Origin of the sequence: Ferruginibacter sp. SUN106, assembly GCF_050611765.1 — a bacterium.
Lineage (GTDB): Bacteria > Bacteroidota > Bacteroidia > Chitinophagales > Chitinophagaceae > Ferruginibacter.
This window is the reverse complement of sequence record NZ_JBODJC010000001.1, coordinates 451,988-472,897: the sequence shown is the minus strand read 5'-3', so window position 1 is coordinate 472,897 and position 20,910 is coordinate 451,988. Positions and strand designations below refer to the sequence as shown.

14 protein-coding genes are annotated in these 20,910 nt (G+C 38.2%); 6 read left to right on the top strand and 8 right to left on the bottom strand.

Annotated features, from left to right (window positions below; all coding sequences use genetic code 11):
* Positions 1-49 precede the first annotated feature (49 nt).
* Complete coding sequence (locus ACQ334_RS01835; RefSeq protein WP_430986452.1) at positions 50-1,327, top strand: ABC transporter permease; 1,278 nt, start codon at positions 50-52, stop codon at positions 1,325-1,327.
* Between the two features lie 76 nt (positions 1,328-1,403).
* Here the strand turns inward: ACQ334_RS01835 and ACQ334_RS01830 are convergent, their stop codons facing one another.
* The 4 genes from ACQ334_RS01830 to ACQ334_RS01815 all read right to left on the bottom strand — a co-directional run bounded on the left by ACQ334_RS01830 (position 1,404) and on the right by ACQ334_RS01815 (position 7,139).
* Positions 1,404-2,468 carry a hypothetical protein gene (locus ACQ334_RS01830; RefSeq protein ID WP_430986451.1) on the bottom strand — a complete coding sequence of 355 codons (1,065 nt, stop codon included), beginning with the start codon at positions 2,466-2,468 and terminating at the stop codon, positions 1,404-1,406.
* 25 nt (positions 2,469-2,493) lie between these two features.
* Positions 2,494-4,911 (bottom strand): SLBB domain-containing protein, encoded by a 2,418-nt coding sequence (locus tag ACQ334_RS01825; protein ID WP_430986450.1) that lies wholly within the window; start codon positions 4,909-4,911, stop codon positions 2,494-2,496.
* A gap of 160 nt (positions 4,912-5,071) precedes the next feature.
* Positions 5,072-6,013, bottom strand: a complete 942-nt coding sequence (locus tag ACQ334_RS01820) for an NAD(P)H-dependent flavin oxidoreductase (protein WP_430986449.1) — start codon at positions 6,011-6,013, stop codon at positions 5,072-5,074.
* A 118-nt stretch (positions 6,014-6,131) separates the two neighbouring features.
* A complete protein-coding gene (locus ACQ334_RS01815) occupies positions 6,132-7,139 on the bottom strand; it encodes a sugar phosphate nucleotidyltransferase (RefSeq protein ID WP_430986448.1) in 1,008 nt (335 codons plus the stop codon).
* A gap of 187 nt (positions 7,140-7,326) precedes the next feature.
* On the opposite strand from ACQ334_RS01815, the gene glyA reads away from it, so the two are divergent.
* Together glyA and ACQ334_RS01805 are read left to right on the top strand one after the other, a co-directional pair.
* Positions 7,327-8,607, top strand: a complete 1,281-nt coding sequence (gene glyA / locus ACQ334_RS01810) for a serine hydroxymethyltransferase (RefSeq protein ID WP_430986447.1) — start codon at positions 7,327-7,329, stop codon at positions 8,605-8,607.
* 87 nt (positions 8,608-8,694) lie between these two features.
* Complete coding sequence (locus ACQ334_RS01805) at positions 8,695-9,105, top strand: DUF4293 domain-containing protein (RefSeq protein WP_430986446.1); 411 nt, start codon at positions 8,695-8,697, stop codon at positions 9,103-9,105.
* Positions 9,106-9,196: 91 nt separating this feature from the next.
* Here ACQ334_RS01805 and ACQ334_RS01800 read toward each other — a convergent pair whose 3' ends face one another.
* Both ACQ334_RS01800 and uvrA read right to left on the bottom strand, forming a co-directional pair.
* Complete coding sequence (locus ACQ334_RS01800) at positions 9,197-11,035, bottom strand: T9SS type A sorting domain-containing protein (RefSeq protein ID WP_430986445.1); 1,839 nt, start codon at positions 11,033-11,035, stop codon at positions 9,197-9,199.
* 342 nt (positions 11,036-11,377) lie between these two features.
* On the bottom strand, positions 11,378-14,203 hold the full coding sequence (gene uvrA, locus ACQ334_RS01795; protein ID WP_430986444.1) for an excinuclease ABC subunit UvrA: 2,826 nt from the start codon (positions 14,201-14,203) through the stop codon (positions 11,378-11,380).
* A 407-nt stretch (positions 14,204-14,610) separates the two neighbouring features.
* Here uvrA and ACQ334_RS01790 point away from each other — a divergent pair, with 407 nt between their 5' ends.
* From ACQ334_RS01790 to ACQ334_RS01780, 3 genes are all read left to right on the top strand, one after another.
* Positions 14,611-15,192 (top strand): RNA polymerase sigma factor, encoded by a 582-nt coding sequence (locus ACQ334_RS01790; RefSeq protein WP_430986443.1) that lies wholly within the window; start codon positions 14,611-14,613, stop codon positions 15,190-15,192.
* Between the two features lie 613 nt (positions 15,193-15,805).
* On the top strand, positions 15,806-17,554 hold the full coding sequence (locus ACQ334_RS01785) for a GMC oxidoreductase (protein WP_430986442.1): 1,749 nt from the start codon (positions 15,806-15,808) through the stop codon (positions 17,552-17,554).
* A 120-nt stretch (positions 17,555-17,674) separates the two neighbouring features.
* Entirely contained in the window at positions 17,675-18,337 is a 663-nt protein-coding gene (locus ACQ334_RS01780) for a gluconate 2-dehydrogenase subunit 3 family protein (protein WP_430986441.1), read from the top strand.
* A gap of 4 nt (positions 18,338-18,341) precedes the next feature.
* On the opposite strand, the gene ACQ334_RS01775 is transcribed toward ACQ334_RS01780, so the two are convergent.
* Both ACQ334_RS01775 and ACQ334_RS01770 read right to left on the bottom strand, forming a co-directional pair.
* Complete coding sequence (locus tag ACQ334_RS01775) at positions 18,342-20,303, bottom strand: protein-disulfide reductase DsbD family protein (RefSeq protein WP_430986440.1); 1,962 nt, start codon at positions 20,301-20,303, stop codon at positions 18,342-18,344.
* Positions 20,304-20,309: 6 nt separating this feature from the next.
* Entirely contained in the window at positions 20,310-20,756 is a 447-nt protein-coding gene (locus ACQ334_RS01770; protein ID WP_430986439.1) for a protein-disulfide reductase DsbD domain-containing protein, read from the bottom strand.
* Positions 20,757-20,910: the final 154 nt, after the last annotated feature.

The following is a 20,910-nucleotide window of genomic DNA, read 5'->3' as shown; positions in this document are numbered from 1 at the left end:
GTTCATTGTTGCACTCATCATTTACCCTTTACTATTAAACTTATAAAAGATGTATAAAATTATCTTAATCATAAAAAGAGAATTTCTTACCCGTGTAAGAAAAAAGACTTTCATTATTGGTACTGTTCTTTTCCCGGTATTGTACCTGGGGCTTATGTTTGGAACCGGTTATATTGCTGATAAAACCAAGGAAAATGTAAAAATTGCTTTAATTGATAAATCCGGTTTATTTACCGAAAAACTAGTAAATACATTTAACCAAAACGATACTGCCAATTCAATCAAATTAGTTACCAAAGATATAGATGTACTGCAACAGCATTTTGATTCTCTTGGCTACAATGGCTATATAGTAGTCCCTGAAAATTTTAATTGGAAAACGGGCATTGACAGCAATAATTTTTCAGTCAACACCAAAAAAACATACGGCATTGGTGCACTGGTGCCTATAGAAAAAAAGTTAAACAAAATGTGGGGACAGATAAAAAAAGACAGCCTTGGTATTGATGCTGCAATGCAGCAAATTATGAGCAGTACATTAAGTGTAAAAGTAAATAACGAAAAAGATAAAAATGCCGATGCAGGAATTGCTACAGTTATTGGTTATGTGTCAGGCATATTAATGTACATTATTTTACTGCTATACGGCTCCCAGGTAATGATGGGTGTTACAGAAGAAAAGACAAGCCGTATTGCCGAAGTAGTAGTTTCATCTGTAAAGCCCTTTCAGTTAATGATTGGTAAAATAGTTGGAATCGGGCTGGTAGCATTAACTCAGTTCCTTATTTGGATAGCCTGTATTTTTATCATTTATAATATTGGTAAGACAACAGCGGGGGATAATTCCTCTTTATCAATGGTAGGCCAGATTCAAAATGTATTTACCAGTGTTAATATTCCATTGGTAGTAGGCCTTTTTATTTTTTATATGCTGGGTGGATTTTTCTTTTATGCATCTTTATATGCCGCCATTGGCAGTGCTATAAATGAAGATATGAGAGAGGCGCAATCTTTAAGTTTTCCTATTACTATGCTGGTGATATTTTCCATATTTATAATGATGACAGTAGTAAGAGACCCTAATAGTTCATTAGCAGTTTGGGCAAGTATCATCCCATTCAGTGCACCAATAGTAATGATGGCACGCATTCCTTTTGGTGTGCCTAACACGGTTCCATTATGGCAACTGGGTTTATCAATGGCATTGCTGATTGCCGGTTTTATGTTCACTACATGGTTTGCAGCAAGAATTTACCGTACCGGTATTTTAATGTATGGTAAAAAACCAAGCTGGAAAGAAATGATCAGGTGGGCATTTCGTAAATAACTTTTTTCTACCATAATAAAAAACCGGTTTGCAAATTGCAAACCGGTTTTTTATTGATCATGATACAATTAATATTTTACACTTTGGCTATTTCCGGTTGCGGTTGTACCTGTGGTTGTTCTTTTGGTTTTGCTGCTTTTTCTATAGCTTTATTCAATTCTTCGCTAAGGTAATTGCTGATTATTTTCCAGCTTACAACCACAATGCCAATAAAAGTTCCGAGCAGCAACCCTATAAAAGCATATAGCTTGGTTGATTTACCATCCATATCGTAAGGGCCTTCCGGTTTATCCAATGGTTCAATAATAGGCGTTTCTTTCTGAAGTTTGTAAGCAGCCGCCTCCCTGTTATTTACAGCATAATAATATTGTGATTGTACTGTTTGCTTATCATTGTCCAGGTTAATCTTAGGCAGGCTAAAACGCTTTAGTTCGTTATTAGTAAAAAAAGTGGTTTCATCCAGTTTGATGGCATGTTCATCCAGTAAATTTAAAACCTTCAACAGTGAATCTGCTTTGTTAACTGCAAATTCATAATCTATCTGTGCTTTTTTCTTTTTAAGATCAATATAGAAGTCTGATATCTTATCGATAAAAACATAACTTACTACTCTTACAATTTCCTCGTTGGTGTTACTGTAATACAATTCAAGTATACCATTCTTGTTGATCTTTGCGGTAAAAGTATTGCGTAAAATATTGCTGGCAATATTCACCATCTTTACAGTATCCTTTTTATCTACAACAATCTTTTCGTTTTGCATAAACCCCGTGTGCTTATTATTTTCATCCACCAGCAATTCGGCAATTGTTTTATTTTGCATGGAAGGCACTTTTGCGTTAGAAACTGCTTCCCTCGTTCTGCGGCTGGTAGCTAACTCCACAATATTAATAGAGGCTTCGCCACTAAAAGATTTTGGCGCATCAGACAATCCTAAAATATTGCTTATTGCAGAACCTGAAATATTGTTGTCGCTGGAACTATTTAATGGGAAAACGGTAGATTTTGATGTATAAACCGGCACTCCCTGTTTTGCCAGGAAGTAAAACAATCCGCCAAATGCTATGGCTATCAAAGCAATTAACCAGCTGAATTTCTTTAACCGTTTTACAACCTGCTTAATAAGTTCTATGTTGTTCATCTGAATGTTTATTAATTTACTTCAATTACAGTCCTGATACTACTTTAGCAACTAAAACACCTGTAACAATGGTGACGATAGAAAGGCCGGCCTGTTTAACTATGTCAACCACCTGGCTACCTTCGGCTTTAAATGGTACATTCACTGTACTTCCTTCGGCAACTTTTGGATACAAATGAAAAAAGAAAATATTTTTAGTACGTTTACTCTTGCCGTTTGCATACTGTACATAGATGCGGCTTTTCCAGGGTCGTCTTCCATATCCGCCAGCCTTATCTACATAATACAATAAATTAGTGTGCTCTTTATCAAAAGTGAGTTTTAAAGGAGATTGCACAGTTCCTTTTACGCTAACAAAAGGATTTATTTCCGGTACAAATATTACATCGCCTTCCTGCAATACCACATCATATTTTGAGTTCTTGTATTTCATGGCTTTGTACAGATCAATGCTTACCGGCTCCTGCGAAACCTCACTCAGGTCAGTTTTTACTGAATCTAAAATTATTCCACCCAAAGAATCTGTTAGTGAATTCACTTTATTGGTTACATTTTCCCTGAAATACTGTACTTTTTTGCGGTATAAAATTGCCCCGGTTAAATCTGCCCCTTCTTTTATTCCTCCGGCCCTGTCTATAAAAGATGATAAGCGTTCGTGTTTATTCAGGCGTGGATAAGGACCCGGGTATTGTATCAACCCGTTGATCTGTACCAATTGCTGCAGTTCAAAAGTGGGGTTTTTTCTTACATATACCTGGTCATAAGGCTTCAATACAATTGCAGCAGAAGCACTATCTACATCTAAATTTGGTGACACTTTTATCTGCTTTAATACTACACGGGTGGGGGTTTGTTCTCTTTTGGCAGAATCAAGATCCAATACGCTGGCAATTTCAATTCTCCCGTATTCTGCAGATTGTTTTAAACCACCTGATAAATACAACAGATCCTGTAAGGTCATACCACCATATTTATTGATCTTCCCTTCTTTTCTTACTTCTCCAAAAATTTCTACATATTGCCTGTCGCCAAACTGGTTATTGTTGAACAGTAATATCTGATCATTAGCATAAATGGGCACATTAAAAATACTTGAAGTATCGTTACTGGTTATACCGCTAAGATTAACATCCACCCGGCTCGTTTTAATATTGGTACTATCACCACCCCCTCTGAAGATGTAGGCTCGTGGCAAATACGTATTCCTGGTAATACCGCCTGCTCTGTTGATCAGGTCAAAAAGTTTATCTCCTTTTCTAATTTCATACTGGCCGGGGTAAGATACTTCTCCTTTAAGTTCTACCTTATTTAATAACCCGGGATTTACCGCAATCACTTTAACAATATCACCATCTTTCAAATCAAAATCTTCTTTTACAAGACGGGGGTCGTTGGTGGGATTTACAATTGCAGTAACATTCACATCTTTTATCGTTTGTTGTTCCAGCTCAGTTCTGTAAACTTTAGCACCACTGGAAAAAGCGTCTGTTTGCAAACCACCGGAGTATCTTAAAAGTGCTTTCATGTTTTCGTCATCTCTCAACTGATAATACATGGGCCTTTTAAATCGTCCCTCTGCTTTTACTTTTTTCTGAGCAGTTTGTAAAATCACAAAATCATTATTTTCCATATAAATATGCTTACCAAAATCGCCTGTGGTAAGGTATTTATATACATCCAGCTCGTCAATTACCCTGCCGTTACGTTTAATTAAAATATTACGCAGGTTAGCCATATTGGTTGGCCCACCGGCAAGCGCAATAATATTAAAAGCATTGGTAAATGCAGACACTGTTACCGGCCCCTGGTTATTGATCTCTCCGGCCACATTAACCGAGATGGTTCGTGGCTGGCCTAAAGAAACAGTGATATTGGTAGTGGCAGGAACATAAGATTTAAATCTTTGAATAATGAGTGACCGTACCTGCTCAAAAGTTAAGCCCTGAAGATATATTTTACCCAGTCCGGCAGGAAATATAGAACCGTCTCTTGCTACAGTATAATCTAATGTAGCTTCTGCCCCGTTCCATAAGGATACGATGATCTGGTCGTAAACACCAATGGGATAATCCAAAGGAGGAGTAGATAATTCTGTAATAGCCGCCACAACACCATTCCGGAATAAGTGCATTCCATAAATATCTTCTGTAACATTATTTGACTGTGGTGTATTTTCTTTTACAAGACTGTCGGTATTGATCTTTTTATTTAGCGCCTTGTTATTATCTATGCCAAGGGTAGATTTTGAATCAGGATTTTTATCTGCAAGAAATGTTTTTAAGGTACCCGGATCCATCTGGCTGGGTATATCGGGTGTGGCGCCACTTGGATCTAGTTTAACCGGAGATTGCCCCTGGGCATTTACACTAACACAAAAAATTAATGAAGATATTATTAATAGCTTTTTTATATAGCGGCTTACTTGTCGTGAGTTTATTAACATCTGTTGGGGGTTGATTTTCAAAAATTTGATGGCAAAGATAATATATTATTTTAGTGGGTGCTTCAAAGCTATGCACACCAGAATTTGCTATGTTTTATTACTGAAACCCGAAAAACAGGGTTTTAATTTTTTTGTCATTTTGATCATGTTTTCTGTTGTATTAAAAATGTGACATTTGCTTTTGCTGTTGCCTGAATTCATTCCATACTTCCTGAACAATTGCTGCAGCCGGCTGTATAGATCCTATCATTACACTTACCTGGCCTATTTCCAATTCTCCTTCTTCCAGGTTACCATCAAACATGCCTTTTTTTGCTCGTCCTTTTCCTAATAATTGTTTCAGCTGCTCTGCCGATGCATTTTGCTGCTCCGCTTGTTGCACCTGCGTAAAGAAATTATTTTTCAGCAGCCGTACCGGTGTTAGTTGCTTTAACGACAGCATGGTATCGCCTTCGCTGGCATGTATAACGGCTTCTTTAAAATTAATATGAGATGAGGCCTCTTCACTTGCTACAAACCGGCTACCGATCTGTACTGCTTCGGCACCCAGCACCATAGACGCCAACATCTGCCTGCCAGTTGCAATACCGCCAGCAGCTATTACCGGGATAGTAACCGCTGCACAAACTGCAGGAACCAATACCATTGTTGTAGTTTCTTCTCTTCCATTATGCCCACCGGCTTCAAAACCTTCAGCTACCACTGCATCACAACCTGCATCCTGCGCTTTAAGTGCAAATTTGCTGCTGCTTACCACATGTACCACTTTAATCCCGTTTTCTTTCAAAACTGAAGTCCAGGTTTTAGGGTTGCCCGCTGATGTAAAAACCACCGGCACTTTTTCCTCTATAATAATGTGGATATGTTTTTCTATCTCCGGGTAAAGCAAAGGAACATTTACACCAAATGGTTTACCCGTTGCTGCTTTGCATTTTTGAATATGCTCCCGCAGCACTTCGGGATACATACTGCCACTACCAATAAGCCCCAATCCTCCGGCATTACTTACGGCACTAGCCAGGCGCCAGCCACTGGCCCATATCATTCCGGCTTGCACAATGGGGTAATCAATATTAAAAAGTTGTGTTACTCTGTTCTCCATTTTTAACTATCAATAATTTGTTCAGTTTTTAAACAAAACAAAAAGTACTTTGAAACGCAAAGTAAAAGATTTTATTTTATAAATCCAAGGTTTATTTAATTTGATGGTTGTTTTCAAATCAGCTTTTGTGTCCCCCGCCCAGGTCAATAGCGGTATTGTCGCCTATGTTAAGGCTACGGCTTACACCTCTCACTTCGGCATCACTGCCAATAAGGGAGTTGTTCAGCACTATTTCAAAAAGATTGGAATAAGATCCGATAATGGAATCTTTGATGATGGCATGATTTAGTTTTGAGTATTCGCCAATGGCTACATTTGGCCCAATCACCGAATTTTTTATATCACAACCTTCGCCAATACTTACCGGGGGGATGATGATGGTATTTTCGAATGTATGTTTTTCTTCTATATTACCGCCAAATTTCTTAAGCAGTGTGGCATTAGATTCCAGTAAAGTTTCTTTTTTACCGCAATCAAACCAGTTTTGCACTTTAAATGGCTGAAACTTAACGCCATTCTGTATCATACACTCCAACGCATCGGTTAAGTTAAATTCATCGTAGCTTTTAATACCGGCGGCAATTATTTTTTCTATACAGGAAAATAAAAACCCGGTTTCTTTAATCTTGTATACCCCTACCAGGGCCATATTGCTTTTGGGAATAGCTGGCTTTTCCACCACACGGTTTATAAAACCATCCTCATCTATTTCGGCAACACCAAAATTGCGTGGGTCATCCACTTTTTTTACCCCCAACATAGAGTGTGGGGTATTGATAATTTCTTTTACATCGTATTCTGCAATAGTATCGCCCAGTACAATTAGTATTTCGTCGCTCCCTATAATTTCTTTGGTAAGATTGATGGCATGCCCGGTGCCATGCCTTTCATTTTGCTGCACAAAATGGCAATTCAGTTGCGGATATTTTTCCTTTACATAATCTTGTATCTTTTCCCCCAGGTATCCGATAATAAAAACAAAATCATTTATTCCTGCATCTTTCAATTGGTCGATAATAATACTCAGAATTGTTTTTCCTGCCAGTGGAATTAACGCTTTAGGTTGTGTGTATGTATGCGGACGAAGTTTAGTGCCTGCGCCTGCTACCGGTATAATGGCCTTCATGCTTTGAATATTTGTGAAGCGTTTTTTTAAAAGGATGTGAAATTAGCGATTTTTTGATAAGGCGATGTATTTTTTACACAACCGAAATCCACAAGGTTGCTAACCTTGATAATTGCTTAAAAAATTGTTATGTCATTACCAAGGTTAGCAACCCTCTTGCAATTATCTTTGCGCCAAATAATACTTAATGCAAAGAGATACTGTAATTTTTGACCTCATCAACAAAGAATTAGAGAGGCAGCGCAATGGCATTGAACTGATTGCTTCAGAAAACTTTACCAGCCTTCAGGTGATGCAGGCCATGGGCACGTCTTTAACCAACAAATATGCGGAAGGTTATCCCGGCCGCCGTTATTATGGTGGTTGCGAAATTGTAGACCAGGTAGAGCAACTGGCCATTGACCGTTTAAAACAGATTTTTGATTGCGAATATGCCAATGTGCAGCCTCATAGCGGAGCGCAGGCTAATGCCGCATTATTGCTGGCTATTTTACAACCAGGCGATAAAATACTAGGACTGGATCTGAGCATGGGCGGGCATCTCACCCACGGTAGTGCGGTTAACTTCAGTGGTAAATTATACCAACCTCATTTTTATGGTGTAAAAAAAGAAACCGGCCTTATTGACTACGAAATGCTGGAAGAAAAAGCCCGTACTGAAAAACCGAAAGTAATTATCTGTGGTGCCAGCGCTTACAGCCGTGATATTGATTATGCAAGAATAAGAAAAGTGGCGGATGAAGTGGGTGCCTTTGTATGGTGCGATATGGCTCATCCTGCAGGACTTATTGCAAAAGGCTTATTAAGTTCTCCGTTTGAACATTGCCATTTTGTAACCAGCACCACCCATAAAACATTACGTGGGCCAAGAGGTGGTATTATCATGATGAAAAAAGATTTTGAAAATCCGTTTGGCTTAAAAGATGTAAAAGGCAACGTGCGGATGATGAGTAATTTGCTGGATATGGCAGTTTTTCCGGGTACACAAGGCGGGCCGCTGGAGCATGTTATTGCAGCTAAAGCCATCGCTTTTGGCGAAATACTTACTGATGAATTTACGGTTTATGCAAAACAGGTAATTGCTAATGCGCAGGCAATGTCTAAAGCGCTTAATGATAAAGAATACCAGATCATCAGTGGAGGTACCGACAATCATTTAATGCTGATCGATCTGAGAAATAAAAATATCAGTGGTAAAAAAGCAGAACAGGTTTTAGGCAAAGCCGATATTACTGTTAATAAGAACATGGTGCCTTACGATGATAAAAGTGCTTTTGTAACAAGTGGTATTCGTGTAGGCGTTGCTGCTATTACCACAAGAGGGATGAAAGAAGAACACATGGCAACTGTAATAAACTTTATTGATAAAGCTTTAATGAATGCTGATGATGAAGCAGTACTGGCTGCCATTGCCAAAGAAGTAAAAGCATTTATGCAACAGTTTCCTTTATACCCGGAATTAGGTTAAAAGTGCAGGGTTTAGAGGTTTAGTACACGTTATGCTGAACTTCTAACCCTCTAAACTTCTAAACCCTGAACTCCTAAAACTTTTTTTATGATACAACGCATTCAATCTGTATGGCTATTACTTGCAGCTACTTGTATTGGGCTTAGCGTTAAACTACCTTATTACAGTGGTACCAATGCAAAAGGAGTTGCCTCTTACGAGTTAAAGGCTACAGAAAACTTCCTGTTATTCAGCACTACTATAATTACCACTTTGCTGGCATTGCTGATTATTTTTCTTTTTAAAAAAAGGCCCTTGCAGTTAAGGCTTTGCGTGCTGGGCATTGTATTAGAAGCGCTGCTGATCTTTTTATACTACAGGGAAGTGAGCACTTTTACACTGGGTACTTATTCATTATGGGCTATGTTACATGGTATAGCAGTCTTTTTATTTTTTTTAGCAGCAAGGGCTATTAATAAAGATGAAAAGCGGGTAAAAGACAGTGACAGGCTGAGATAAAAAATACATTTTTCTTAAAAATCGTTTACATAAAAAGAGCGTCCCGTATTTCTACAGGACGCTCTTTCATTTTTATAGATTGATGTGTGTGTTATTGTTTTACGAACTTAACTGAATTAGTTTGTCCGTCGCTGAATACGCCTCTTACAAAGTAAGTACCAGTAGCAAGGTTTGAAACATCCAGGCTAACAAGGCTGGAACCAGACTGTACCTGTACGGTATTCCTGTATACTACTTTACCTTCAAGAGAAACGATAGCCAATTCTACTTTATCTTTTTTAGAAGTAGTGATGCTTAACTGGGCAGTGTTACTAACCGGGTTAGGTAAAATACCTGCCAGTTGCATATCTCTTACCTGGGCACCTACTTTTACAATTGAAGTGTAGTTAATTCTGCCATCAATATCAATAATCTTGATACGATAGAAGTTAGTACCTGTTAATGGAGCCGCATCATCGTAGCTGAATGGCAATGCACAACGAGCCTGGGTTGCAGTAAAGCTGTTAATAGTGGTAAAGTTTTTACCGTCTGCAGAGCGCTCAATTTCAAAAGTAGCTTGTGAGCTGGTACATTCTGCATTCCAGTTTAAAGTATTGGCAACATTACCTTTAGATGCATTAAAGTAATAGATCTTGATAGGCAAAGGTGCGCCACCGGCATTAATTGTACCTACTGCAAAAGGGGAGAAAGTAGTTATACCATTAAGTGTAACGGTATTGGTACCATTGTTAGCACTTGTTTGCTGACAAGTTCCCCAAGACGGGCCGTAGTGAGCAATACCAACTAATGCGTTAGGATTTGCAGTGAATGAAGTTCCTTCCAGGCTGGTAACCCAGTCTAATTTCATATTAACGCCCAATGGAGCTGTTGGTGTACCAGTGCCATTATAATTCACAATCCATACTGCGTCAACAATTTTTAATTTTTGAGCTGCAGTAAAAGCTGTTCCGTTTGGAGCACCGTTTGCAGTTACGCCATCAAATACACCTACACTAAAGCTGTTGTTAGCTAAAGTATTGCTTGAAGTAAGTTGTACCGGTAAATAATTAGTACCATCGCCAACAGGGAAAGTATAAGCAGAAGAAACGGTGATATTGTTTACACGAATTAAACCACTGTTAGCTCCTGAAGTTGCTGCTTTAATATGTGTAGTTGCACCAAAAGTACCGGCAATTGCATTAGCAGGACTGGCATTAAGGATCAGGTTAGGTGTTGCAGCTGCAGGTATAGTTAAAATACCACTATTAAGCGTTAAAATACCAGTTAAAGTAGTAGTATTAGCTGATAGGGTTTTTGTACCACCGCCTGATATTGTAAGATTTTTATACGTAGCAGCCGGAGAAGTAATAGCCTGTGTTGTACCATTTAAAACAACATTACCGTTTGAAACTGTATAGCCAACTGTTGTACCAATTGTAATATTACCACCAACGGTAAGAGTGCCTGTTCCTAAGGTAATTTCAGGTTGCTCGGTAGTAGTTCCATTGGTCGCAGTGATATTTCCGTTTACAGTTAAAGAGCTTGTTGTACCTGTAAGAGTAATACCAGTTAAAGTGCTTTCAGTAGTACCCCCTGTAGCACCATTTATTGTGAGGTTTCCTGTGATGGTTAATGTGATGCCATTTGTACTGATTGTTAAATTTCCACCACGTGCACCACCTGATGCATCTCTACCTAGTGTCGTTAAACTTTTAATAGTAGTACTAGCCGCTAAGTTGGGCCAGTTTGTACCAGCTGTACCAATTGGAATTACTACATCTTCTGCTGCCAAAGGAGCATGATTTAAAGACCAGTTTGCCCCTGTTGCCCACGCTGTGCTTGATGAACCATCCCAGGTATTTGTCTGAGCTTTTAGGTTGGAGATAAAAAACAAATTCGCAAACACCAATGTGATGACGAATGATTTCGAGTTAAGTAAAAACTTTTTCATGTTGTCCATTTTTAATTTTAAATAAATAAAGTGTGATAAGCTGAAGGTTAATGCAAGCAGGAAATGGACAGGATAGGTTTCTTAGGTATCGGAAAGAATATCTGAAAGGACGTTAAAGGTCATATTTTTTTCCTCAATAAGACATTATAATCTTATTAAAAGAAGAATAAAGAAAACTGAATTGGTTTCTGTTTCTGTGTTGGGTTACAGTTTGAAATTAGGGAGGTAAGTAAGGTTAGGGTACTTATTTACTTCGTAAAAATACGGTGCTGGTTTTAATTATCCAACATTTTTTTTCATTAAATTCAAAATGTAGCTATTTTTCTACAATATAGGCATTGATTAGCAATACTTTGCAGTATTGCTAATCTTATTCTTTTTTAAATCAGTTGGTGTGCCGGCAAAAACCAGTTCACCACCACCATCACCTGCTTCGGGGCCAAGGTCAATTACCCAGTCGGCACTTTTAATAACATCAGTATTGTGTTCTATTACCAATATAGAATGCCCCTGCTCTATCAAAGCATTAAAAGAAGCCAGCAGCTTTTTTATATCATTAAAATGCAGCCCCGTAGTAGGTTCATCAAAAATAAACAGGATACTGCCCTGCGATTTGCCCTTGCCCAGGAATGAGGCTAGTTTTACCCTTTGTGCTTCACCGCCACTTAAAGTATCAGACGATTGGCCCAATTTTACATAGCCCAGGCCTACATTGCTTAATGGCCTTATTTTATTGGCCACAGAGGGTTCATCGGCAAAAAAATCCACCGCATCATCTACACTCATATCCAGTACCTCATAAATATTTTTATCCCTGTATTTTACTTCCAGTACTTCTTCTTTAAAACGTTTACCGCCACAAACATCGCAGGTTAAATGTACATCTGCCAAAAACTGCATTTCCACAATTTGCTCGCCTTCTCCTTTACAAGCATCACATCTTCCTCCATCTACATTAAAAGAAAAGTGTTTGGGTTGAAATCCTCTCATCTTACTCAATGGCTGGCTGCTATATAAATCTCTTATTTCATCATAAGCTTTTATATAAGTAACCGGGTTGCTTCTTGAAGATTTGCCAATGGGATTCTGATCTACCATCTCAATCTGGGAGATATGATCCACATCACCGGTGATAGCTTTATGCAATCCTGCCTTATCAATAAATTCCCCTTTTAATTTTTGCAATGCCGGAAATAAAATTTGTTTTACCAAAGTTGTTTTACCACTGCCACTTACACCACTCACCACACACAATACATTTAAAGGAAATTCTACCGTGATGTTTTTTAAGTTATTCTGTCTTGCGCCTTCCACTTTAACTGAACGGTTCCATTTACGAACTGATTTAGGTGGTTCAATTTTTAAAACTCCGGATAAATATTTCCCGGTAAGGCTGGCCGGATTACTGATGATAGCGTTATAATTTCCTTCTGCAGTTATCTCCCCGCCTAAATGACTGGCCAATGGCCCCATATCAATAATGTGATCCGCTTCTCTCATCATCATTTCATCATGCTCCACCACCACTACAGTATTACCGAGATCACGTAGTTCTTTTAATACCTTTATTAGTCTTTCAGTATCCCTGCTGTGTAAGCCAATAGAAGGTTCGTCTAATATATATAGTGAGTTGGTAAGGTTACTGCCTAAACTCCTGGTTAACTGAATACGCTGGCTTTCGCCGCCGCTTAAACTATTGGCTAAACGGTTTAAGGTAAGATAACCTAAACCTACATCCATTAATGTTTTTATGCGGTGATGAACTTCTATCAGTATTCGTTTGGCAACTACCGCATCATATTCATTCAGCTTTAATTTTTCAAACCATACCTGCAGATCTTTTACTGGCATTTCGCAAAGCTGGCCAATATGTTTACCTCCTACCTGTACATACAATGCTTCCTTACGTAAGCGGTAACCTTTACAATCTGTACACTGTGTTCTTCCCCTGTAACGGGATAATAAAACACGATACTGTACTTTGTACAGGTTAGCTTCTACTTCTTTAAAAAAATCATTAATGCCTTCAACATGCTCATTACCATTCCATAGATCATCTGATTGTTTCTGTGTTAAATCAATAACAGGTGTATGAATAGGAAAGTTGAATTTTTTTGCAGCTCTCACAAACTGGTCTTTCCATGCACTAAGTTTTTCTCCTTTCCATGGCGCTACTGCACCTTCGTATACACTTAATTGTTTGTTTGGAATAATAAGATCGGGATCAATGCCCAGTATCTGGGAAAAACCTTCGCAGGTGGGACAGGCACCATAAGGATTATTAAATGAAAATAAATTAGGTACCGGTTCTTCAAACACAATGCCATCTGCTTCAAACTTATTGGAAAAATGTTTTTTATCGCTACCATTAATTTCTAAATACAATTCTCCTTCACCTTCATAAAAAGCAGTGTTAACAGAATCGGCAATGCGATGTTTATCATCTTCGTCAAAAGCTTTTACAACAAACCTGTCAATTAACAAGAAGGTTGATTTCTGATCGATTTTTGTTGGTGGCTTTTCTGCCTCCAGCAAATCTTCTATTCTTACTATTTCTTTATTCTGGTATAATCTTGAAAAACCTTTCTGCAATAAAATATTCAGTTCTTCTTTGGCATCCCTGTTTTTTTGTTGTTTAAATGGCACCAGTACCAACACTTTATCGCCGGTTTTTAAATGCGCCATAAATTCTACCACATCATTTACATCATCTTTTTTTACTTCTTTACCACTTACCGGAGAAATGGTTTTACCCGCCCTTGCAAATAACAGGCGCAGGTAATCATAAATTTCCGTCATGCTACCAACGGTACTGCGTGGTGTACGGGTAATTACTTTTTGTTCAATTGCAATAGCGGGGCACAAACCCTTTATATAATCCACATCGGGTTTATCCATGCGCTGCATAAACTGGCGGGCATAGGCACTCAGGCTTTCGGCATAGCGGCGCTGGCCCTCTGCAAATAAGGTATCAATAGTTAAGGATGATTTACCCGAACCTGAAACACCGGTAACCACTATCAATTTATCCCTGGGTATAGTAACAGATATATTTTTTAAATTATGTACCCTTGCTCCTTTTATCTCTATACCGGTAGTTGGTTTAGCTGCCGGTACTTTATCTGTCTTATTTATTTTAACTGCTTTACTTACTTTTTTTACTTCCATAACCTTATTTATACTTTATTACCCTCTATATTTTCAAAATTACTTTATTTTATGTCAAAGCGATACACGGAGATTACACAAAGGTTCACAGCCATAAATCTTTGTAAAACTCCAGCCTGGTCCGTGTATCCCTGTGGCCTTATTATGCTGCCTGTAATATGTGAAACTTTTCTTAAAGCGCTTATCCACCTATTGTGGAGAAATTCATTTTAGTATTTTTACCATGTTAACGGTGTGAAAAAATTGAGTGTTTCTACTCATAATAATTTCAAAACATCTATTATTTTTACAGTCCAATATCCAAAAAAGTGAAAAGCCGAAAAAGCCTATCTAAAAGACTTCTACGCAATTTTCCCATTTTTTGGTCCTGTAATTAAAGTCCTAACACACTAAAACTGTAGAAGTTTATGAAATGCCTTAACAATCTTACCGACCAGCAGCTTATTCATTTGTATATGGAAGGCGACGCTGATGCTCTTGCAACCATCGTAATGCGTTACAAGGACAAAATTTACACCTCTATTTACTTATTAGTAAAAGACAAGTACCTGACTGAAGACATCTTCCAGGATGTATTTATCCGTATTATCGACACTTTAAAAGGTGGCCGTTATACCGATGAGGGAAAATTCCTGCCATGGGCAATGCGTATTGCACACAACATGTGTGTAGATCATTTTAGAAAAGTGAAACGTAGCCCAACCATCAAGACCAGCGACGACAGGGACATTTTTGAAGTATTAAACTTCAGCGAACCTGGTGCTGACCACAAAATGATGAGTGGCCAAAGCCACGAAAGGATCAGGAAAATGGTAGATATGCTTCCTGAAGACCAACGTGAAGTGATTATCCTGCGTCATTATGCCGATTTAAGTTTTAAAGAAATTGCTGATCTTACTAAATGCAGCATCAATACTGCTTTAGGCCGCATGCGTTATGGTTTAATTAACCTGCGCAAGCTGATGACTGAGAAGCAAATTGCTCTATAAATTTTGTAACCCCCGATACAAATTGAAACCCTTCAAAATTTTTTGAAGGGTTTTTTGTTTTTAGGAACATGGATTAGACGGGTTAGAGGGATAAAAAAGGATTTTTTATGTGGAGAAAAATACTGCTTAACTTGTTAAGTATTATCCGTTCAATCCGTGTCATCCGTGTTCCTGTATTTACCACCATTCCTGCTTTTACCCATACAATCTTTACCCAAAACCATTTTCTGCGTAGCAGAAAGATCAATGGTAATCCTTTTCAGAAAGTTTTATTTGAAGTAATAAGCTTATTTAAACAAGAATCTTTTTATCCGTTCAATCTATGTCATCCGTGTTCCTGTATTTACCACCATTACTGCTTTTATCCATACAATCTTTACCCAAAAACATTTTCTGCGTAGCAGAAAGATCAATGGTAATCCTTTTCAGAAAGTTTTATTTGAAGTAATAAGCTTATTTAAATAAAAATCTTTTTTATCCGTTCAATCCGTGTCATCCGTGTTCCTGTATTTTCCACCATTCCTGCTTTTACCCATAAAATCTTTAACCAAAATCATTTTATTAAAAAATATTGCTGTAAATTTTCAATCGATATAAAAAACATTTTTGCTGTATGGGAGATTTACAGATTAAGAAACAGGCCAAACAATACGATGTTGTAATAGTTGGCTCCGGCGCCGGTGGTGGTATGGCTGCATATACATTAGCTAAAGCCGGTTTTAAAGTATGCATGCTTGAAGCTGGTTACATGTATGATCCTCAAAAAAATATTACGCAGCTTAAACATCCCTGGGATTCTCCACGCCGTGGTGCCAGTACCACAATACGGCCTTTTGGCGATTTTGATGCCTGCTATGGCGGTTGGAGTTTAGAGGGCGAGCCATATACAAAAGAAGAAGGCACAGATTGGCTGTGGTGGCGTGCAAGAATGCTTGGAGGAAGAACCAATCACTGGGGAAGAATCTCTTTACGCTTTGGTCCTAAAGATTTTAAAAGAAAAAGTATTGATGGTTTAGGCGATGACTGGCCGATTGGCTATGAAGATGTAAAACCTTACTACGATAAGTTAGATAAGATGATCGGTATTTTTGGTACCAATGAAGGTTTGGAGAATGACCCTGATGGCATTTTTCTTCCTCCGCCAAGGCCAAGATTACATGAACTGTTTATAAAAACTGCAGCCACACAATCGGGGGTAAGGGTAATTCCGTCCCGTCTTTCTATTCTTACAAAACCAATAGAAAATGATGCGGATAGAAAAGCATGTTTTTTTTGTGGCCAATGTGGCAGAAACTGCAGTATGGCAAAAGCAGATTTTTCTTCGCCCAATGTATTGATTTACCCGGCTATGAAAACGGGCAATATTGATGTGGTGGCCAATGCTATGGCAAGAGAAGTTTTGACCAATAAAGAAGGATTAGCAACCGGTGTCTCTTACATTTTAAAAGATGACATGATGGAATACCAGGTAAATGGCAGAGTAGTGATACTGGCTGCCAGTGCCTGCGAAAGCGCCAGGCTATTACTCAACTCAAAATCGCAACGCCACCCAAATGGATTGGCCAACAGCAGTAATGTGGTAGGCAAATATTTGCATGATTCTACCGGTGCGTCTGTATCAGGCGTATTGCCGGAGTTATTTGGCAGAAAAAGATATAATGAAGATGGTGTTGGTGGCATGCATATTTATTCTCCCTGGTGGTTAGACAATAAAAAACTGGATTTTCCAAGAGGGTATCATATTGAGTACTGGGGAGGACAAAGCCAGCCTGCTTATGGCTTTGGTTTTAATATTGAAAACCTGAATGGCAAATATGTAGTGAATGGTAAACAAAAAGAAGCCGGCGGCTACGGGGCATCGTTAAAAGAAGACTACCGTTATTTTTATGGTGCAGGCGTTGGTATGGCCGGCCGTGGCGAAGCAGTGCCGGTAGAAACTAATTATTGCGCTATCGATCCCACTACTGTTGATCAATATGGCATTCCTGTTTTAAAATTCAATGTAAAATGGAGTGACTATGAAATTAACCAGGCTAAGCACATGAAGGAAACTTTTAAAGAGATCATGCACAATATGGGCGCTATCATTACTTCGGGTGGCGATGATGATGAAAAAAATAACTGGGGGTTGACCAAGCCGGGAGAAATTATTCATGAAGGTGGTACGGTAAGGATGGGCAATGATCCTAAAAGATCTGCCCTGAATAAATACAGCCAGGCACATGACTGTAAAAATTTATTTTGTGTAGATGGCGGGCAGTTTGTGAGCCAGGCCGATAAAAATATTACGTGGACGATTCTGGCGTTGAGTATGAGGGCATCGGAATATATTATTGAGGAGATGAAGAAAAATAATTTGTAGTTTTTGGCTCTCAGAAAAAATGTTCAATAATCAATGCTCAATATTCAATGTTCAATGAATACAAGCTAAGATTGAATAAAGAGATTGAAGCTTTATTTTAAACAAAAAATATTTGTCGAAATGGACAGAAGAAAATCATTAAAACTTTTAGCTACCGGCGCTTTTGTTGCACCAGCAGTTATAGAAGGTTGTACACCTAACGATAAAAAAGCTGACGTAGCGGCAGAACCCACATTCAACCTGGACCGTAACCCGGCAGAGTTGAAACGTGAAAAACAATTGTTAGCACAAGAGAAATTCTTTACCACTGAAGAAATGGCTACGATCACCATTTTAGGAGATATCATTATACCTAAAGATGCAGTAAGCGGTAGTGCCAGTGATGCCAAAGTACCAGACTTTATTGAGTTTATTGTAAAGGATATGCCTAAACACCAGTTACCATTAAGAGGTGGTTTGCGCTGGTTAGATATGCAATGCCTTACCCGTTACGAAAAAGCTTTTAAAGATTGCAGCCAGCAGCAGCAGATTGAAATGGTAGATATGATCGCCTACCCTAAAAAAGCAAAGCCCGAAATGAGCCAGGGGGTGGAATTTTTTAAACTGATGCGTAATCTTACTGCTACGGGTTTTTATACTTCTGAAATCGGCGTAAAAGATATTGGTTACGCCGGCAACTCTCCTACACAATGGAACGGTGTGCCTGCTGATGTATTAAAGCAATACAATAAAGCTTACACAGAAAAAGAATTGAAAGAGTGTGTGAGTTTTGATGCGAAATAACGAATTACTTTTTCATTTTTGCAAATGCATCCAGTCCACACTGCAGCCATGCGGCATAAGCCGCCGGGCTTGACTCATAAGGCTCCGGTGTATTCAATAATTTTTCATCAGGGGAAATAAGTGCATAATAGGGCTGCGAAGTATGTGCAAAATTCTCTACTTCAAATGTTGCCCACTTATCCCCTACCGTTACAATATCTTTTTTTGTGCCATCAGTGGTAGTGTAGGTAAATTGTTTAAATGCCGGCAGCTTTTTTCTGTCATCCACATATAATGAAACAAGGATAAATTCTCCCATCAGTTTTTTTACTTTTTCATCGGGCCAAACATTTTCTTCCATCTTGCGGCAGTTCACACAATTCCATCCCGTAAAATCAATCATGATGGGTTTGTTTCTTTCCCTGGCCAGTTTTAGTGCTTCGTTATAATCCTTCAACGGTTCATCACAATAAAAAGGCTGCTGGTACACGCTATAACAATATGGCGGTGGAAAACCACTTACCAAAGAAAGTTTTGCATACTTTGTATTGGTTACACCGGGAATAAGGTAAATGGTTATTGCAGCAAACAATAACGTAAAAATCAATTTTGCTTTAGAAGATTTAACCGGGTATTTTCTTTTAAACGGAGGCAGGTTTAATAAATAGAGTGTAACACATAGCCCGCAAAAAACCCAGGTGCCTATAAATACTTCTCTTTTAATAACGCCCCAATGTTGTGTAAGATCTGCATTACTTAAAAATTTCATCGCCATGGCCAGTTCTATAAATCCTAATACCACTTTTACTTCACCAAGCCAGCCGCCGCTTTTTGGTAAAGAAGAAAGTAATTGTGGGAATAATGCAAATATTGCGAAAGGCAGAGCCAATGCTAAACCAAAGCCAGCAAGGCCTGCAGTAAGATTTATGGCACCACCGTTTAATGCTCCTACCAACAAACTTCCTAAAATTGGGCCAGTACATGAAAACGATACCACTGCCAAGGTAAGTGCCATAAAGAAAATACCTACTAAAGTTCCGGTGTTGGATTTAGCATCGGCTCTGTTAGCAATAGATGATGGCAATGTAATTTCGTACAAACCAAAAAACGATAATGCAAAAACAATAAAGATGATGAAGAACGCAATATTTAACCAGGGATTGGTGCTGATATTATTTAAGATCTCTTCATTGCCTTTTGGTAAAAAATAAAAAGGCACGCTTAGTAATACGTAAATCAAAAAAATAAAACCACCATAGATCAATGCATTAAATACCCCTTTTTTACGGTTGGTTTCTTTTTTGGTAAAGAAAGAAACCGTTAATGGAATCATTGGAAAAACACAAGGTGTAAGCAATGCAATCAATCCGCCTAAAAAGCCAATTAAAAATATCTGCCATAACCCTTTACTTTCTTCGGCTGTTGTGTTGCCACAGTTTGCAACAGGATTTTTTAAATCTATTGAATTTATTTTAATGCGGTTATCATTTGCTGATACGGCTACACCGCCTTCAATGGCTACATCAAATTTTTCTCCGGCTTCTGGAAAAAACTGGTCGTTACCTTTTGCAAAACTATAAGCAAGCGAAATTTTTAAATTAGCAGGAATGGTACTGGTAAAAATAATTTTCTGAGACAGTGTAACTTCCTTTTCAACAACTACTGCCTTTACATTAAACACCGGGTCGGTGATATTTTTTTCTGCACCACCCACTTCAGCTTCACCATTTTTTTTAATGCTGCTATCGGTAAAATTAATAGCTGCTTTTTCCAGGCCGTCAATTACTGTTTTATTACTGTATACACGCCAGCCATCTGCAACAATTCCCTTTGCAGTAATACTATATTCCTTATCATTTATTTTTTGAGAAGATAGCTGCCACTTAAGCTGCCCTGTGTTTTGCGCAAATAATACTGCAGATAAAAAAAGCAACAGTGACAATGTAGCCAGTTGCTTTAAGTATTTGGAAACAAACTTTAATATCATTAAAAATTATTGAATAGGGATGGCAAATGTTTCAGTAGATGGTGGCATACAAGTTCTGTCGTTGCAGATCATTGATTCTATTTCGCCGGTGATATTGGTTTTAATTTTAGCTTTTACCGAAACTATTTGTGTAAACTCCACTTTGCCTTCAAAATATTTTACATTTACCTTAAAACTTTTGTCATAATAGGATACCAGCTTACCATTCTCTTTAACTTTTCCTGCAATAGTGGCCAGTGGGTTCTTATTAAATTTAAAAGTAGTTGGTACCGGCCCTCCATCGGGTGTGTTTTGAGAATAAATATGCCAGCCAGTAGGGGGCTGCGCAGTAATATGTAATTCGTATTTATCACCGGCTAATTTTTTTGCAGTGTAAGACCAGGCAACCTTTTGTGCATTAACAGCACCTATTGTAAATATCATTAACCCGATTGCAACAATTATTTTTTTCATTCTTTATGTTTAATATCCTGTTTACTTAAACAAGATGTTTTTAATTTACTTATGGTTGGGCAGCAATACAATGATTATTCAACTCCTCCATTCAATATGCAAATTTAACCCCACACTTTAATCACAATTGTTAAATAGCCGACAAAATCAGGTT